General features: G+C 70.0%; 15 protein-coding genes. 12 read left to right on the top strand and 3 right to left on the bottom strand.

Annotated features, from left to right (window positions below; genetic code table 11):
* Positions 1-531 carry a CinA family protein gene (locus EV672_RS09925; RefSeq protein WP_133608757.1) on the top strand — a complete coding sequence of 177 codons (531 nt, stop codon included), beginning with the start codon at positions 1-3 and terminating at the stop codon, positions 529-531.
* Between the two features lie 34 nt (positions 532-565).
* On the opposite strand, the gene EV672_RS09920 is transcribed toward EV672_RS09925, so the two are convergent.
* Entirely contained in the window at positions 566-937 is a 372-nt protein-coding gene (locus EV672_RS09920) for a phage holin family protein (RefSeq protein WP_133608755.1), read from the bottom strand.
* Positions 938-1,097: 160 nt separating this feature from the next.
* Between EV672_RS09920 and EV672_RS09915 the strand changes: the two genes are divergently transcribed.
* From EV672_RS09915 to EV672_RS09880, 8 genes are all read left to right on the top strand, one after another.
* Complete coding sequence (locus EV672_RS09915; RefSeq protein ID WP_133608753.1) at positions 1,098-2,246, top strand: GGDEF domain-containing protein; 1,149 nt, start codon at positions 1,098-1,100, stop codon at positions 2,244-2,246.
* Positions 2,243-3,466, top strand: coding sequence for a GGDEF domain-containing protein (locus tag EV672_RS09910; RefSeq protein ID WP_133608751.1), 1,224 nt, complete (start codon positions 2,243-2,245; stop codon positions 3,464-3,466). Before EV672_RS09915 ends, EV672_RS09910 begins: the two co-directional genes overlap by 4 nt.
* On the top strand, positions 3,463-6,336 hold the full coding sequence (locus tag EV672_RS09905; protein WP_133608749.1) for an ATP-binding protein: 2,874 nt from the start codon (positions 3,463-3,465) through the stop codon (positions 6,334-6,336). Before EV672_RS09910 ends, EV672_RS09905 begins: the two co-directional genes overlap by 4 nt.
* Positions 6,333-7,427 (top strand): response regulator, encoded by a 1,095-nt coding sequence (locus tag EV672_RS09900; RefSeq protein ID WP_133608747.1) that lies wholly within the window; start codon positions 6,333-6,335, stop codon positions 7,425-7,427. Before EV672_RS09905 ends, EV672_RS09900 begins: the two co-directional genes overlap by 4 nt.
* A 13-nt stretch (positions 7,428-7,440) precedes the next feature.
* Positions 7,441-8,778 carry a porin family protein gene (locus EV672_RS09895; protein WP_133608745.1) on the top strand — a complete coding sequence of 446 codons (1,338 nt, stop codon included), beginning with the start codon at positions 7,441-7,443 and terminating at the stop codon, positions 8,776-8,778.
* Between the two features lie 13 nt (positions 8,779-8,791).
* Positions 8,792-9,241, top strand: coding sequence for a hypothetical protein (locus tag EV672_RS09890; RefSeq protein WP_133608743.1), 450 nt, complete (start codon positions 8,792-8,794; stop codon positions 9,239-9,241).
* A gap of 91 nt (positions 9,242-9,332) precedes the next feature.
* Positions 9,333-9,635 (top strand): hypothetical protein, encoded by a 303-nt coding sequence (locus EV672_RS09885; protein ID WP_133608741.1) that lies wholly within the window; start codon positions 9,333-9,335, stop codon positions 9,633-9,635.
* A 38-nt stretch (positions 9,636-9,673) separates the two neighbouring features.
* A complete protein-coding gene (locus tag EV672_RS09880) occupies positions 9,674-10,729 on the top strand; it encodes an RNA methyltransferase (protein ID WP_133608739.1) in 1,056 nt (351 codons plus the stop codon).
* Between the two features lie 11 nt (positions 10,730-10,740).
* Here EV672_RS09880 and EV672_RS09875 read toward each other — a convergent pair whose 3' ends face one another.
* Positions 10,741-11,121 carry a hypothetical protein gene (locus EV672_RS09875; protein WP_208110752.1) on the bottom strand — a complete coding sequence of 127 codons (381 nt, stop codon included), beginning with the start codon at positions 11,119-11,121 and terminating at the stop codon, positions 10,741-10,743.
* Positions 11,122-11,264: 143 nt separating this feature from the next.
* On the opposite strand from EV672_RS09875, the gene EV672_RS09870 reads away from it, so the two are divergent.
* A complete protein-coding gene (locus tag EV672_RS09870) occupies positions 11,265-13,484 on the top strand; it encodes a putative bifunctional diguanylate cyclase/phosphodiesterase (RefSeq protein WP_133608737.1) in 2,220 nt (739 codons plus the stop codon).
* A gap of 12 nt (positions 13,485-13,496) precedes the next feature.
* Here EV672_RS09870 and EV672_RS09865 read toward each other — a convergent pair whose 3' ends face one another.
* Positions 13,497-14,717, bottom strand: a complete 1,221-nt coding sequence (locus tag EV672_RS09865; protein ID WP_133608735.1) for a GGDEF domain-containing protein — start codon at positions 14,715-14,717, stop codon at positions 13,497-13,499.
* Positions 14,718-14,989: 272 nt separating this feature from the next.
* Here EV672_RS09865 and EV672_RS09860 point away from each other — a divergent pair, with 272 nt between their 5' ends.
* Both EV672_RS09860 and EV672_RS09855 read left to right on the top strand, forming a co-directional pair.
* Complete coding sequence (locus EV672_RS09860) at positions 14,990-15,265, top strand: hypothetical protein (RefSeq protein WP_133608733.1); 276 nt, start codon at positions 14,990-14,992, stop codon at positions 15,263-15,265.
* Between the two features lie 126 nt (positions 15,266-15,391).
* Positions 15,392-15,640 (top strand): DUF3297 family protein, encoded by a 249-nt coding sequence (locus EV672_RS09855; RefSeq protein ID WP_133608731.1) that lies wholly within the window; start codon positions 15,392-15,394, stop codon positions 15,638-15,640.
* The last annotated feature ends 50 nt before the right edge of the window (positions 15,641-15,690 follow it).

Below are 15,690 nucleotides of genomic sequence, written 5' to 3'. Positions count from 1 at the left end.
ATGGCCGACACCCCCACCCGCGCTGACACAGGCGCCAACACTGGCGCCAACACCGACCCCGGCGTGACCGCCCTGGCCGAGCTGTTGCTGGCGCGCGGCTGGCGCCTGGCCACGGCCGAATCCTGCACGGGGGGCTTGATCGCGGCGAACTGCACCGCCCTGGCGGGCTCCAGCGCCTGGTTCGAGCGGGGCTTCGTCACCTACAGCAACGAGGCCAAGACCGAGCTGCTGGGGGTGCCGGCCGAGCTGATCGCCCGGCATGGCGCGGTCAGCGAGCCGGTGGCCCTGGCCATGGCCGAGGGCGCTTTGCGCCATGCGCGCGCCGAGGTGGCCGTCGCCGTCACGGGCATCGCCGGCCCCACGGGGGGCTCGCCCGACAAGCCGGTGGGCACGGTGTGGATCGCCTGGGCGGTGCAGGGCGCGCCAGCCCATGCGGCCTGCCACCATTTTGGTGGCGACCGTGCCCAGGTGCGCGCGGCCACCGTGCGCGATGCCCTGGCGGGCGTGCGCCGGCGCCTGACGCCTTTGTGAGGGCGGGGCGCTCGGGCTGGCTCCGGGCGTTGGCTCAGATGAGTGGCAAACCGCCGCGCGGGCCGAAGGAACGTTCCAGCGCGGCGTCGATGACGATGCTGCACAGGCTGTAGAGCACCGATCCGAGCAGCGCTTGCCAGAAGCCGTGCACCTGGAAGCCCGCCAGCAGGCTGGACGCCATCTGGAAGGTCAGGGCGTTGATGACGAACAGGAACAGGCCCAGGGTGAGCACCGTCACCGGCAGCGTCAGCAGGATCAGCAAAGGCCGCACGAAGGCGTTGAGCAGCCCGATGACCGCCGCGGCCAGCATGGCCGAGCCATAGTTGCGCACCTCGATGCCGCTGTCCCACTGGGTCAGCAGCATCAGGGCGGCAGAGAGCAACAGCCAGCGTGCAATCATCTTCATGCAACAAGCATAGCCCAGCGCGGTGGCAGCTTCGTGTGCGCCCCTGGCGTGCGTTCAACTTTGTGGACGGCGGGCCGATAACGGGCCAAGATGGTTCCATCGTGGAACGGTGTGGTGCCGCCTGGTCGGCACCGTTGTCGAGGTTCGCAACAGGTTGTGCATGCGTGGTTTGACGGAGCGCGTTTTTGATCAGCTGACACCCGCCACGCGGGTGCTGGTGGCCATCGCGTCATCGACGCCCTTCTTCGTCCTCATCCTGCTCGGCCACGGCTGGGTGATCGCCGAACCGAGCACCCGCGGCGCCGTGCACACCGAGGTGATGCTGGCGCTGCAAGGCCTGCTGGTGGTGGCCACGCTGCTGAGCATCGGCATCGGCGTGCACGTGTGGCCGCTGCGCCGCGAGCCCGAACCGGTGGAGGGCACCACCTTGCTGGCCTGCCTGACCATCGGCGTGACCTACACCGTGATCGCCGTGCTGGCGGGCACCTTCACCGCGCCCACGGGCCTGGTGCTGCTGGGCGTGCTGGCCATCGGCCTGCTCTTGTTCACCTTGCGGCCCATGGTCATCGCCTATGTGGTGTGCACGGTCGTGCTGGTCGGGCACGACATCGGGGTGCAGCTGGGCTGGTGGTCGTACGCACCGGCCGTGACCGAGCGCATTTTCGAGGGCCGCAAGCCGCTGTGGGGCTACGCGGTCTGGCGCAACACGGTGCTGCTGTCGGCGGCGGCCGTGCTGTTGCCGCTGATCATGCTGCTGTTCGGTCGGCTCGACCGCATGCACGCCCGCCTGATGCGCCTGTCGCAGACCGACGGCCTGACGGGTCTGGCCAACCGCCGCCGCTTCATGGAGGTGCTGCAGGCCGAGGTGGCCCGGCGGCACCGCACGGGCCGGCCGCTGTGCGTGGTGCTGATCGACATCGACCATTTCAAGCGCGTCAACGATGCGCATGGCCACCTCGCTGGCGACGCGGTCTTGCGCGAGCTGGCCGCGCTGCTGATCGCTTCGGTGCGTGCGCCCTCTGACTTGCCGGCGCGACTGGGCGGCGAGGAGTTCGCCCTGATCCTGCCCGACACCCCCGAGGACGAGGCCCTGCGCGTGTGCGAACGCCTGCGCGAGCGCGTGGCCGCGCAGACCTTCCAGGGCGACGGCACACCGCTGCGCATCGGCATCAGCCTGGGCCTGGGCGCAGTGCACGACGACGATGTCGCCAGCATCCTGAGCGATGCCGATCGGGCTTTGTACTGCGCCAAGGCGGCGGGCCGCAACCGCGTGTGCCTGGCCTCGTGTTGCGAACGGGGGACGGCATGAGCGGGTTCGCTGTTCGCTTCGAGGCCTGGCTGCCGCGCTGGCTGGGTTGGTTGGAAGGGCGCATCGTCGAGCGGCGCGATGCCACCAGTTGCGCGGGTTTCGTGGTGGGCGTCTGGCCCTTGCTGCTGGTGCTGTGGTGCCTGCAATGCGCCCCCTTGCTGGACGACGCCGTGGCTGTGCATTACCGCCCTGGCTGGGCCGGGCGCGCGCTGTGGGCCCTGTCCCTGCTGCTGGTGTGGCTGGCCGGCATGGGCCTGCTGGGCTGGCGCCGCCGCCATGATGCCAGCCCCCAGCCCTGGTTGGTGCAACTGACCGTGGTGCCTGGCACGCTGGGCCTGCTGTGGCTGGTCATGGGCCATGGCTTCAAGGACAACCCCAGCCCCATGCTGCTGCTTTACGTGGTGGTGGTTTCGCGCGCCTTGTTCGTGCCGCGCGCCTTGCGCTGGGCCTGGGGGCTGTCGGTGGTCAGCATCGTGGCCGCCGAAGCTTTGGCCCAGTGGGAGGTCTGGACCGATGCCCCGCTGCTGGTCCAGCCCATGTTCACCGGCCAGGCCTTGGCGACGTGGTGGGCCGTGTGGGTGCGGGTGGTCTTCCTGACGGGCGTGTTGCCCTTGTCGGGCGTGTTGTTCGTGCTGGCGATCGCCCTGGGGCGCCGGCGCCGCGAGCTGGAGGCGCTGGCGCGCACCGACGCCCTCACGGGGCTGGCCAACCGGCGCGAGTTCATGGCGCAGCTGGAGCGCGAATCGCGCCGCCACGTGCGCAGCGGCCAGGCCTTGTCGCTGGTGCTCTTTGACGTGGACCACTTCAAGCACATCAACGACAGCTGGGGCCATCCGGTGGGCGACCAGGTGCTGGCGCGCATCGGCACTTTGCTGCGCCAGCACACGCGCGAGCAGGTGGACACCGCGGCGCGGTATGGCGGCGAGGAGTTCGTGCTGCTGCTGCCCGACACCGACCTGGCCGGGGCGCAGCGGGTGGCCGAGAAGATCTCGCAGCGGCTGCGCGCCGAGCCCTTCGAGGCCCAAGGCCAGTGTTTTTCGGTCACGCAAAGTGTGGGCGTGGCCGAGGTGGTCCAGGGCGATGGCGGCTGGGCCTTGCGCGTGGCCGACCGCAACCTCTACCAGGCCAAGCAGGCAGGGCGAGACCGGATGGTGGCCAGCGTGGCTTTCGCGGAAGATGCGGCATCTGGCTCAAACACGGAAAGGCGCCTGCGGCCATGAAGCTCAGGACGGTGTCGCGGTGGTTCTTCGTGCTGGTGATGGCGGCCTTGCTGGCGAACTTCGCCTTCCTGCTGCTCATCCGCACGGCCTACCTGTCGGCCGAGCAGGCGGCGCAGCGGCGCTCTGACACGCTGCGCCTGGTGTCCGAATTGCAGAACGAAGCCGTGATGCTGCGCCGCCTGGTCAGCGCCTACACGAGCTCGGGCGCGCCGCGCTACCTGCTGTATTACTACGACATGCTGGCCATCCGCGAGGGCCGCAAGGCACCGCCGCCGGGCACCGACCCGGTCCTGTACTGGAACGAGGTCATCGCCGGCCTGCGGGTGCATGCCTTGCCGCTGGGCGCGCCGAAGCTGTCGCTGCAGGCGCGCATGAAAGAGCTCGACTTCCGCGGCGAGGAGCGCGATGCCGTGACCGTGGTGCTGCAGGCCACCGAGCAGCTCAAGAAAACCGAGCAAGTCGCCTTCGCCGCCACCCAGGGCCTCTACGACCCCAAGCGCAAGGCCTATGTGTCCGACGGCCAGCCCGACCTGGCCTACGCCACCCAGCTGGTGCACTCGGCGGCCTACGAGGCGCAATCGGCCCAGCTGGCGCGGGCCTTGTCCACGCTCAGCCGCATCACCGACGCGCGCACCGCGGCCGAACGCGGCCACGCCTCGGCGCAGCTGGACCGCTACATCGTCATCACCATCTGCCTGGACCTGGCCGCGCTGCCTGGCCTGCTGCTGGCGCTGTACATCGTGCGCACCCGCGTGCTCAGCCCCATCGACCGGCTGGGCCATGTGGCACGGCGGCTGGCCCGCGGCGATTACGCCACCCGCTCGGGCGGGCGCCACAAGTGGGTCGAGGAGCTCGACACCCTGGGCGTGACGCTCAACGTGATGGCGCACGCGGTGCAAGACGACGTCAACCAGCGCGCCCGCGCCCAGCAGGAGCTGCGCGAGGCCCGCGACCAGGCCGAGGCGGCCACCCGTGCCAAGTCCATGTTCCTGGCCAACATGAGCCACGAAATCCGCACGCCCATGAACGCCATCGTGGGCATGACCCACCTGGCCCTGCAAACGCCCCTGACCGAGCAGCAGCGCGACTACCTGGGCAAGGTGCAGTCGGCCTCGGCCATGCTGCTGGGCGTCATCAACGACATCCTGGACTTCTCCAAGATCGAGGCCGGCAAGCTCACGCTGGAGTCGGCACCCATGCGCATCGACAGCGTGGTGAACGACGCGATGATGATGGTGCGCCAGCGCGCGCAGGACAAGGGCATCGCGCTGCGCTGCGAGTTCGTCTCGCCCGAGCTGCTCGGCGAGCGCGGCCTGATCCACGGCGATGCGCTGCGCCTGGGCCAGGTGCTGGCCAATTTGCTGTCCAACGCGGTGAAGTTCACCGAGCACGGCCACGTCACGCTGCGCGTGCGCCTGAGCGACTGGACGCCCACCGAGGCCAAGCTGCACGTCGAGGTCGAAGACACCGGCATCGGCATGAACGAGGACCAGCTGCAGAACCTCTTCAGCGAGTTCACCCAGGCCGATGGCTCCACCACCCGGCGCTACGGCGGCACGGGCCTGGGCCTGAGCATCACCCGGCGCCTGGTGGGGCTGATGGGCGGTCACATCGCCGTGCACAGCGAGCCGGCGCAGGGCAGCGCCTTCCGCATCCAGATGCCGGTGGTGCCGGCGCGCATCCTGGGCACCTCGCCCGGTGCCTCGGCCACGCACCCGGCGGTGCGGGACGAGCGCCTGCGCCTGGACGGCCTGCGCGTGCTGCTGGTCGAAGACAACGCGCTCAACCAGCAGCTCGCCAACGAGCTGCTGACGCGCCGCGGTGCGCAGGTCACGGTGGCCCAGCACGGACAGGAGGCGCTGGACCTGCTGCGCCAGCCTGGCGCCCACCACGACGTCGTCCTGATGGACCTGCAGATGCCGGTGATGGACGGCTACCAGGCCACCCAGGCCATCCGCCAGGACCCGGCTTTGCGCGACACCCCGGTGCTGGCCATGACCGCCCACGCCATGGTCGAGGAGCGCGAGCGCTGCCTCGCCCTGGGCATGCAAGGCCACCTGTCCAAGCCGCTGGACCCGCTCACGCTGTACGCCACCCTGAGCCCCTACGTGCCCGCGGCGGGCGCATCGGCCGCAGGGCCAGTGCGGGCCGCAGCCGGATCCGCGGTCGAGCCAGGTGCCGTGCCGGGCGTGCCCCGTTCGGGTGGGCTGCGCCAAGCCGATGCGCAGGACTGGCCCGAGGTGCCCGGCCTGGACCGCCCCGCCTCCGAGGCCTATTTCGCGGGCGACGTCAGCCTCTACCGCCAGACCTTGCACGCCTTCGTCAACCACGTGCGCGAGCTGCTGCCGCGCCTGCCGCAGGCCCTGCAGGTGCTCGACCGGCCCACGCTGGTGCGCGAGGGCCACACCCTCAAAGGCCTGGCCCGCACGGTGGGCCACGGCACCCTGGCCGAGCGCGCCCAGGCCCTGGAACGCCTCGGCGACAGCGGCAGCCAGGCCGAGGTCGAGCGCACCGTGGCCTTGCTCGTCGATGCGGTCGTGCCCCTGGTCGATGCCCTGGAGCGCGTGCTGGTGCCTGCCGCGTTGCCGCAACCTGCGCTGGTGCCCGCCGCACCCGACGCCGCCCTGGTGCAGCGGCTCTCCCGCCTCGCAGCCGATTCGGACGGTGAGGCCTTGTCTTTGTGGCAACGCCACCGCATTGCCTTCGCAGGGTGGCTGCCGCCGTCCACTTTTGCGCGACTTGACGACGCTTTGGCACGCTGCGATTTCGACGCCGCCACCCGACACCTGCAAGAATTGCAGCCCATGACGCCTGCCGCACAGACCGCCAGCACCAGCGCCCCGGTGCAGACAGAGCCCACCCCCTCATGAGCCTTGCCGACAAACCCCTGCCGACCGTGCTCGTCGTGGACGACGCCCCGGCCAACCTCAGCCTGCTGGCCGGTCTGCTGCAGGCCGACCACCGCGTCAAACTGGCCGCCTCGGGTGCCAAGGCCCTGGAGCTGGTGCGGCGCGCCCGCCCCGACCTCGTCCTGCTCGACATCATGATGCCGGAGATGGACGGCTACGAGGTCTGCCAGCGCCTGAAAGCCGACCCGGCCACCCGCGCCATCCCCGTGCTCTTTCTGACGGCCATGACGCAGACCGAGGACGAGGCCCGCGGCTTCCAGGTCGGTGCCGCCGACTTCATCCAAAAGCCCATCAACCCCATCGTGCTGCAGGCCCGCGTGCGCACCCACCTGCAGGTCAAGGCCTACGAAGACGAGCTGCGCGACCGCAACGCCTGGCTGCAAACCGAACTGGCGCAGCGCCTGGAACAGGTGGACCTGCTGCGCGAAGCCACCCTGCACGTCATGATCTCGTTCGCCGAGTTCCGCGACGAGGCCACCGGCCACCACGTGCGCCGCACCCAGGAGTACGTGCGCACCCTGGCGCAGTGGTTGTTCGACCAGGGCCGCCACCTCGACGTGCTCAACCCCGAGGCCATCGACCACATCGCGCGCTCGGCACCGCTGCACGACATCGGCAAGGTCGCCACGCCCGACCACATCCTGCTCAAGCCGGGACGCCACACCCCCGAGGAACAGGCCATCATGCGCCAGCACGCCATGCAGGGCTGGGAGATGCTGCGCCGCGCGTCCGACCGCATGGCCGGCGACGCCCACTACCTGCGCCACGCCATGGACATCGCCCGCTGGCACCACGAGAAATGGGACGGCAGCGGCTACCCCGAAGGCCTGGCGGGCGAGCAGATTCCCCTGTCGGCGCGGCTCATGGCCGTGGCCGATGTCTATGACGCGCTCATCAGCGCGCGGCCCTACAAGCCGCCGATGCCGCACGACCAGGCCCTCAAAATCCTCCGGGATGGCGCCGGTGCCCACTTCGACCCGGGCGTGGTCGAAGCCCTGGAAGCCTGCCTGCCGCAGTTCGTGCAGATCGCCCAGACCTGGCGCGACCATTGAGAAAGCCCGGAGGATGACCCAGCCGTACCGCGTCGCCCTGAGCGCCTTGACCGCCTTGACCGCCCTGACTTTCTGGGCGGGCCATGTGGCCGCCCAGGCACAAACGTCCCAGCCCCAGCCCCAGCCCCAAGCCGTGCAGCCCGCCGTGCGCGCGGCGGGTTTGGACGTGCGGGTCTCCGGCTTCGCCACGCTCGGCTACGCCATCTCCGACCAACCATGGCGCTGGCAGCGCTTCACCGACAAGCATGGCACCCTCTGGCGCGACAGCATCGTGGGCGGGCAGCTGGACGCGCGCTTCTCGCCCAACTGGTCGGCCACGGCACAGCTGACGCTGGCGCCGTCCACCCGCCACGAGCGCCAATGGGCCGTCGAGGCGGCCTGGGCCTTCGTGTCCTGGCGGCCCGACAACGACTGGTTGCTGCGCGCTGGCAAGCAGCGCGTGCCCATCTTCCTGAACGCCGAGAACCGCGATGTGGGCCAGACCTACGCCTTCGCGCGCCTGCCCGCCGAGGCCTATGCGGTCTCGCCCACCACCGACTACACCGGCCTGTCGGTCTCGCGCACCTGGCAGCGCGACAGCGGCGAGCTCAGCGCCGATGCCTACGGGGGCCGCGCCCAGATCTCCGACCGCATCCACAGCCGCGAGCTCGGACCCCAGTACGTGCCCGTGCACACCGACATCTTTGGCGCGGCGCTGACCTGGCGCAGCGAGGCCCTGAACTGGCGCGTGGGCCTGATCCGCGCCGTGACGCAGCGCAGCGATGGCCAGCTCCTGCCGCGCAGCTACCCCTTCGTCAGCCCCTTCCCCGGTTTTGGCTATTTCCAGGTGTCCAACGACATCCCGGGGGGGCCAGGCATCCGCAGCACCGACGCGATCACCAACCACATCGTCAACCTGAGCCTGGACGCCCGCGTCGCCCCGAACTGGCGCGTGGTGACCGAAGTCGCCCGCAACATCCAGAGCCGCACCGACCTCGGCGCCAACACCGTGGGTGGCTATGTGGCCGTGCTGCACACGCTGGGCCACCTCACGCCCTACGTCAGCCTGGCGCGGTTGCAGACCCTGGGCGCACCGCGCAAGGTGTCCGAGGCGCTGATGGCCTCGGCCGGGCAGGGCAGCGATGCCCTGTCGGTGGCGCAGCGGGCGGCTGCCGATGGCATCCCGGTGTACGACCAGACCTCGGCGGGCGTGGGCGCGGCCTACGCCCTCAGCCCGCGCAGTCAGATCAAGGGCGAGTGGATGCACACCCGCATCGGCCGGCGCTCGGCCATGGCCGACGACCCGCCCGAAGGCACCCTCAGCCAGACCGGCGTCAACGTGCTGTCGCTGAGCTACAGCGTCGTCTTCTGAGCAGGCCCGGACGATGCGCTCCCCCCCTTCTTTCCTGCGCACCTGGCTGATGCTGGGTTGCTGCCTCATCGCGCCTGGCCTGGCCTCGGCCGCGGTGGTCATCGTGGCCCACGGCAACGTGCGCAAGCTCGACGCCACCCAGGTGCAACGCATCTACACCGGCCGCCTGGTCGAGCTGGCGGGGCAGGCGCTGCTGCCCGTCAACCAGGCGCCTGGCAGCCTGATGCGGCAACGCTTCCTCAACGACTACCTCCAGCAGGACGAAGACCGCTACACCGCCTACTGGACGGTGCGCCGCTACGTGGGCAAGGGCGTGCCCCCGCGCGAGCTGGCCTCGGTGGCGGAGGTCATCGCCTACATCGCCAACACGCCAGGGGCCATCGCCTACCTGGACGACAGCGAGGTGCCCGCGGGCATGAACGTGGTGGCCACGAGGCCCACTGCCGCGTCAGGGCCCCGATGAGTGGGGGTGCGGCCTCGCGCCGCATTGGTTACGATGTGCCGGTGCCGGCCCGGATGTTCCGGGGGCCCCTGGTGTTTGGCCGAGTGCTGCGATGTTCCTGAGTCCGAATCGGTGGTTTGCCGCCCTGGTGGTGCTGGTCTGCGTGGCCTTGCTGGTGCGCATGTGCCTGCCCGTGCGCCACCGTGCCGCGCTGGACGCCGCCTTGCGGCGCATGGCCGGATGGTTGCGCGTGCGTGCCACGGCCGTGTGGCACTGGCGGCAATGGCGCAGTCGCCGTGACGATGCCGCCCGCCTGGCCGAAGAAGCCATCCAGCGCGCCCGCCGCACCCGTGCCGACAAAGATGGCAACGTCATCCGCCCCGAGGCCTTCAAAGGCCCGCGCAAGCCGCACTGACGCCAACCGGCGGCTGGGCCTGATTACACTGGCGCCTCATGCGCATCGAACACATCCGCCAGCGCCTGCGCGCCCTCGGCGCCAAGCCCCTCCACGAGCAGCGTGTGCTCCGTCTGTGGGCCCAGGCCTTGCCGCAAGGCAGCGGCAAGCGCCGCCCCGAAGATTTCCTGCCCCAGCCTGTGCGCGAGGGCCTGGACGCGCTGATGGCCGAGGTCATGGGCTTGGCCACGCTGCGCTCGGCCCACCCCGGCAGCGACGGTTCCGAGCGCCTGCTGGTGGGCCTGCACGATGGCCAGACCGCCGAGAGCGTGCTGCTGCCGCGCGATGGCCTGTGCGTGTCCTCCCAGGTGGGGTGCGCCGTGGGCTGCGTGTTCTGCATGACCGGGCGTGACGGCCTGCTGCGCCAGCTGGGCAGCGCCGAAATCGTCGCGCAGGTGGCCCTGGCGCGCACGCGGCGGGCGGTCAAGAAGGTCGTCTTCATGGGCATGGGCGAGCCCTCGCACAACATGGACAACGTGCTCGAAGCCATCGACTTGCTGGGCACGCTGGGCAACATCGGCCACAAGAACCTGGTGTTCTCCACCGTGGGCGACCCGCGCGTGTTCGAGCGCCTGGTGCGGGAGCGCGTCAAGCCGGCGCTGGCCCTGTCCCTGCATTCGACGAAGCCGGCGCTGCGCGCGCAACTGCTGCCCCGCGCCACGCCCATGTCGCCCGAGGAACTGGTGGACGCCGGCGAGCGCTACGCCCGTGCCACCGGCTACCCCATCCAGTACCAGTGGACGCTGCTGGCCGGCATCAACGACGGCGAGGACGAGCTCGAAGGCATCGTGCGCCTGCTGCACGGCAAGTACGCCCTGATGAACCTGATCCCCTACAACGAGGTCGAGTCCCTCGACTTCCAGCGGCCCAGCTGGGAGCGCGCCGCCGAGATGGCCCGCTGGCTGCACCGCCGCGGCGTGCTGACCAAGCTGCGCCACTCCGCCGGGCAGGACGTCGATGGGGGTTGCGGCCAGCTGCGCGCCCGCGACAGCGTGCTGCCCGCGCACCGCCAACCCGTGGCCGTGCCGGTGCGGCTGGTCTTGCCGGGCGCCTGAGGCGCGGGCCCTCAGTCCGGTGACTGGGCCAGGGCGTTGGCAAAGGCCTGCGCGAAGGCCTCGCCGAAGGCCGGCGTGCCGCTGAGCGACAGGCTCACGGTGTGCCACTGTCCGTGCGGGCTGTCGGCGCCGTCGGAACTGCCGGGGCCGTCGCGCTGGTCCTGCACGTCATGGCACCAGCTGCAGCCCTCGTCGAGCGGGCCAGGGCCGTCGGGGAAATGCGCCGAGGCCCAGGCCAGCACCTGCTGGACTTCGGCCCGGATCTGGGCCAGCATGGCATCAGAGCCCACGGCGGCCACTGCGCCGACCGCGGCCGCGGCTTGGGCGTCGAAGGTGTGGACGCCGTCGGTGTCCAGGCTGAGGTCGAAGCTCAGGCAGTGCAGGGTGGGCATGCCGCGAGTGTGCCGCAAGCGTGCAGCAAGGCAAGCGCGGCGCCGGCCTCAATTTCAGGCCGCTGCGGCCGAAAACCTCCGCATGGTCCCCACACGCAGGGACGCTCAGGACTCGCCGAATGGCCACTGGTCACCCCACCCCCATGCCCGCCGCCTCTCCCACCGCAAAAGACGCCGCAGAGGACGTCGCAGCCGCGCCGAAAGCGGCCTGGTTCACGCCCGGACGCGTCACCCTGGTGGCCATGCTGGTGCTGTGTGGGTTGGTGCTCACTTCGCGTCTGAATGAGGCCATCAGCCAGGCGGAGGCCCACGGCGCCATGGCCATGGCGCTCATCGAGCAGGGCCCCGCCGACGCCTTCAAGGCGCTTGCCGAGACCGGGATGCCGCCGTCTTTGCCGGCCTCTGCGCAGCCCACCACCCTGTCCGCGGCCCCTGCCAACGCAGCCGCCTCCGCCCCATGGGCCAAGAAGCCGGGGCGCCGCAAGGCCACCCAGGCTGCCTCAGCCGCTGCCTCAACCTCAACCTCAACCGCCGTTGCCACCACCGGCGCTGACGCGCGGCAAGCCACCGCGGACGCCGTCCCCGCCACGCCCGGCGAGGCGCCGCCGTCCGACGCGGCCTACCCAGCCACCTCGCCCCTGGTGCGGGCCATGGCGCAGGCCCTGGACCCCCAGACCGAGGTGCTCGCCGTGGCGCATTGCCGCGAGCAGCGTTGCCGCGCGGTCTATGCCCGTGCGGCCCAGCCTGCCATGGCCGATGCCAGCGCGTTGCTCGCCGCAGGCCGCTGCACGGCGACCCTGGGCTGGCCCGCCGGCTGCGCGACCGTGTCCTCGCAGCGCGTGCGCGATGACCTCGTGAGCGTGCGCTTCGACCTGCGCCCGGCGCTGGTCTCGGCCGCGTGCGACCTGGGCGCCGGCCTGCTGCTGCTGGGCGGCGTGGCCTGGGTCTGGCGCCGTGCGCGCGGTGCGCAGGCGGCGCTGAACATGGTGCCCGAGCCCCAGTTGCGCCAGGTCGCCCAGAACGACGCGCTCACCGGCTTGCTCAACCGCGTGGCCTTCGAGTCCGCGCTCAAGCGCCACAACGAGGCGGAGTCCATCGGCCGCATGGAGACCGATGGCTGCCTGATGTACTTCGACCTCGACCGCTTCAAGTTCATCAACGACACCCACGGCCACATCGCCGGTGACCTGGTCCTCAAGACCGTGGCCCAGCGCCTGCGCTACACCCTGGGCGGTGGCGTGATGATCGGCCGCCTCGGCGGGGACGAGTTCGCCGCGCTGCTGACCGACGTGTCCTCGCGCGCCACCATCGAAACCATCTGCCGCGTGCTCATCGAGCAGGTCTCCAAGCCCATCATGATCGGCGAGGTCAAGGAGTGGGTGGGCCTGAGCATCGGCGCCTACATGCTCAAGCGCGGCGAGCTCAACCTCGGCGAAATGCTGCACCGCGCCGACCTGGCCATGTACGAAGCCAAGCGCACCGGTCGCGGCCGCCTGGTGTTCTACGACGGCTCGATGGACGCCGCTGCGCGCGGTCGCGCCCAGGTCCAGGCCGACCTGCGCAACGCCATCGACGAGCGCCAGTTCTTCATGGTCTATCAGCCCCAGTTCGACGCCTTCGACCGCGTGCGCGGCGTGGAGGCCATGGTGCGCTGGCGCCACCCGGCGCGTGGCATGGTGCCGCCCGAAGAATTCATCCCGGTCGCGGAGCAAAGCGGCCTCATCGTGCCGCTGGGCAAGATCGTCATCGACATGGTCTGTGCCGACCTCGTGGCCCTGCGCGAACAGCAGCTGGCCTTGCCCTACGTGAGCATGGACGTGTCGCTGCGCCAGCTGACCGACGCGGCCATGGTCGAGGACGTGCAGGAAGCGCTGCAACGCCACGGCCTGAGCACCTCCGACATCGAATTCGAGGTCAGCGAGAGCACCGCCATGGTCGGTCAGGCCGGCAAGGAAACCGCCACGCTCAAGAAGCTGTCGGCGCTGGCCTTCCGCATCGCCATCGACGATTTCGGCTCGGGCACCTCGTCCATGGGCCGCTTGCTCGACCTCAAGGTGGACAAGCTCAAGATCGATGGCATGTTCGTGCAGGCCATCGGTCAACCGAACTTCAACCCGGCCCTGCTGGAGCTGATGATCGACCTGGCCAACCGCCTGGGCGTCAAGAGCGTGGCCGAGGGCGTGGACACGCTGGAGCAGGTGGCCTGGCTGCGCAAAGCCGGCTGCCAGATGCTGCAGGGCAACTTCTTCGCCAAGCCGATGACACACGGGCAGTTGCTCAACTGGCTGCTCATGCAGTCCAGTGACACCTCGTTCGCGTCGGGCATCTGGAAGGCCACACAACCCAGTGACGCGCTGGCCTGAGCTGCCCCGCCCTCAGGCCTGCAGCTGGATGGGCAAGGCGCTCGGCTGAGCGCTGGGTTGGGTGCTGGCTTGGGTGCTCGGTTGCGCGAACTGGTAGCGGTTCTTGCCCGAGGCCTTGACCGCGTACATCGCCCGGTCGGCGACCCGCTTGAGCGCATCCAGGTCCTCGGCATGGTCCGGGAAAATCGCGATGCCGATGCTGGCGCCCACGCTGAGCGCATGCCCGTCGTAAGCGATGGGCGCGCCGATGGCCCGCAAGATCTTCTCAGCCACATCGCCCGCGAAATGCGCGTGGCTCAGGTCGCTGAGGATGACGACGAACTCGTCGCCACCGATGCGCGCGGCGGTGTCGGCCGAGCGCACGGCCGACTTCAGGCGCTCGGCCACGGTCTGCAGCACGCGGTCGCCGGCCTCGTGGCCGTGGCGGTCGTTGACCTCTTTGAAGCCATCGAGGTCGAGGAACATGAACGCGATCTTCTGACCGCTGTGCCGCGCGTGGGCCATGGCCTGGTGGCTGCGGTCCACCGCCAGCCGCATGATGGGCAGGCCCGTCAGGTTGTCGTGGGTGGCCAGGTGGCGGATCTGGTCGCGCTGCGCCTTGATCTCGGTTTGCTGACGGTGCACGTCCTCCAGCAGGCTCTGCATGGCGCGCATGAACGAGCCCATGGCCGTGGCGATGGCCCCAGCCGACAGCGCCAGCGTCAGCATCAGGTTGACCCAGACCACGGGTTGCATCGCCACCGCGTTGAGGTTGATGGGCACGGTGTGCAGGCCCGAGAGCGCGGCAAACGCCGCACAGGCGATCACCAGCGCCGTGCCACCGATCAGCATGAACACGGTGTGGCGCGCAAACAGAACGGCCGAGACAAAAAAGCCCATGGCGAAGAAATTGCCCGTGGGCGCGGCCTGCCCGAAGGACACCAGCCCTCCCGTTGCGGTCAGGAACAACACGCACAACAGCCCCGTTGCTTTGAAGCGGTAAGACAGGTGCTTGCGCCGCAAGAAGAGCGTGCACAGCGAGGCCGTGCTCACCGCCACCATGGCGAAGGCGGCCGGCCAGCGCAGGCTGGATGGGCCCAGGAAATTGCGCCAGAACGACACCGCCAGGATGCACAGCGCCAGCCACACGAGGCCGCGCAGCACGTCATCGACGAAGGTTTCGCGGATCTGCTGCAAGCGGATGTCGGGGTCGATGCCGGGGTCCGGCTCACCGTGTGCGTGCCACTCGGTCATGCTCGGGCTCCCCGGGCTGTGGGCGCGTGGACGGGGCAAAATCGAAGCAACATGGCGGGACTGCGTGGGATGTTCGGCGGTGTCGGGTGGGCGACGTGGGCGTGAGGCATGCGCGTCGGGCCTGCTCGTTGAACAGGACACCCATGCCCTCTGGCCGATGGTAATCCCTCGTGCGCCGGGGCCTTTGTGTGGAAAAAGACCGATTGCGCACCCCGTTTCTGGCCCTGCCACGCCCTTGCCACCCCTTTTGACCGGGCCATGCCCGCACCACCATGAGCATCGTTGTTTACTGGCTGACGCCCGACGGGCCCCAAGTGCAGCCCTTCGCCGACGCCGAGCTGATGGCCGCCCTGGCCTTCGCCGAGGCGCGCCGCAAGGCACGTGACGCACACGGCCAGCCCTGCAACCGCCACGTCGTCATCAACACCGAACTGGGCGACAGCGTGGGCCAGGCTGGCGTGAGCGACGCCCCGCCGGACTACCACTGGACCAAATCCCACCGCGGCGGCCCGCCCGAGTCCGGCAACCCGCCCAAAACCCTGGCCTGAGCGGCGCAGGGCAAGGCGCCCTGGTTGCGTTCCCTGGTGTCCCCTACACTGGCGCCCTTGCCGGCAACGGCACCCCCTTTGCCCACCCCCGCAGCACCGCGTGCCGCACCTACCGCCAGCCACACCATGAGCCAGACCGACGAGCGCCCAGCCCTGCCCGACCACCTCTCCATCGACCCGCGCAGCCCGCACCACAACGCGGCCGTGTTCCAGCACGACATCGGCATCCGCTTCAACGACAAGGAGCGCTTCGACGTCGAGGAATACTGCGTCAGCGAAGGCTGGGTTCGCGTGCCCGTGGGCAAAACCGTGGACCGCAAAGGCCGCAGCCTGACCATCAAGCTCAAGGGCAAGGTCGAGGCGTTTTACCGCTGAATGAGCGCTTGGCCCATCCGGGCCGCACCGTCACATTTGGATGCCACTCC

It is taken from the genome of Aquabacterium commune (assembly GCF_004362855.1).
Taxonomy (GTDB): Bacteria; Pseudomonadota; Gammaproteobacteria; order Burkholderiales; family Burkholderiaceae_C; genus Aquabacterium; species Aquabacterium commune.
Note: the sequence above shows the minus strand (reverse complement) of the source record. Positions and strands in the feature narration are given on the sequence as shown.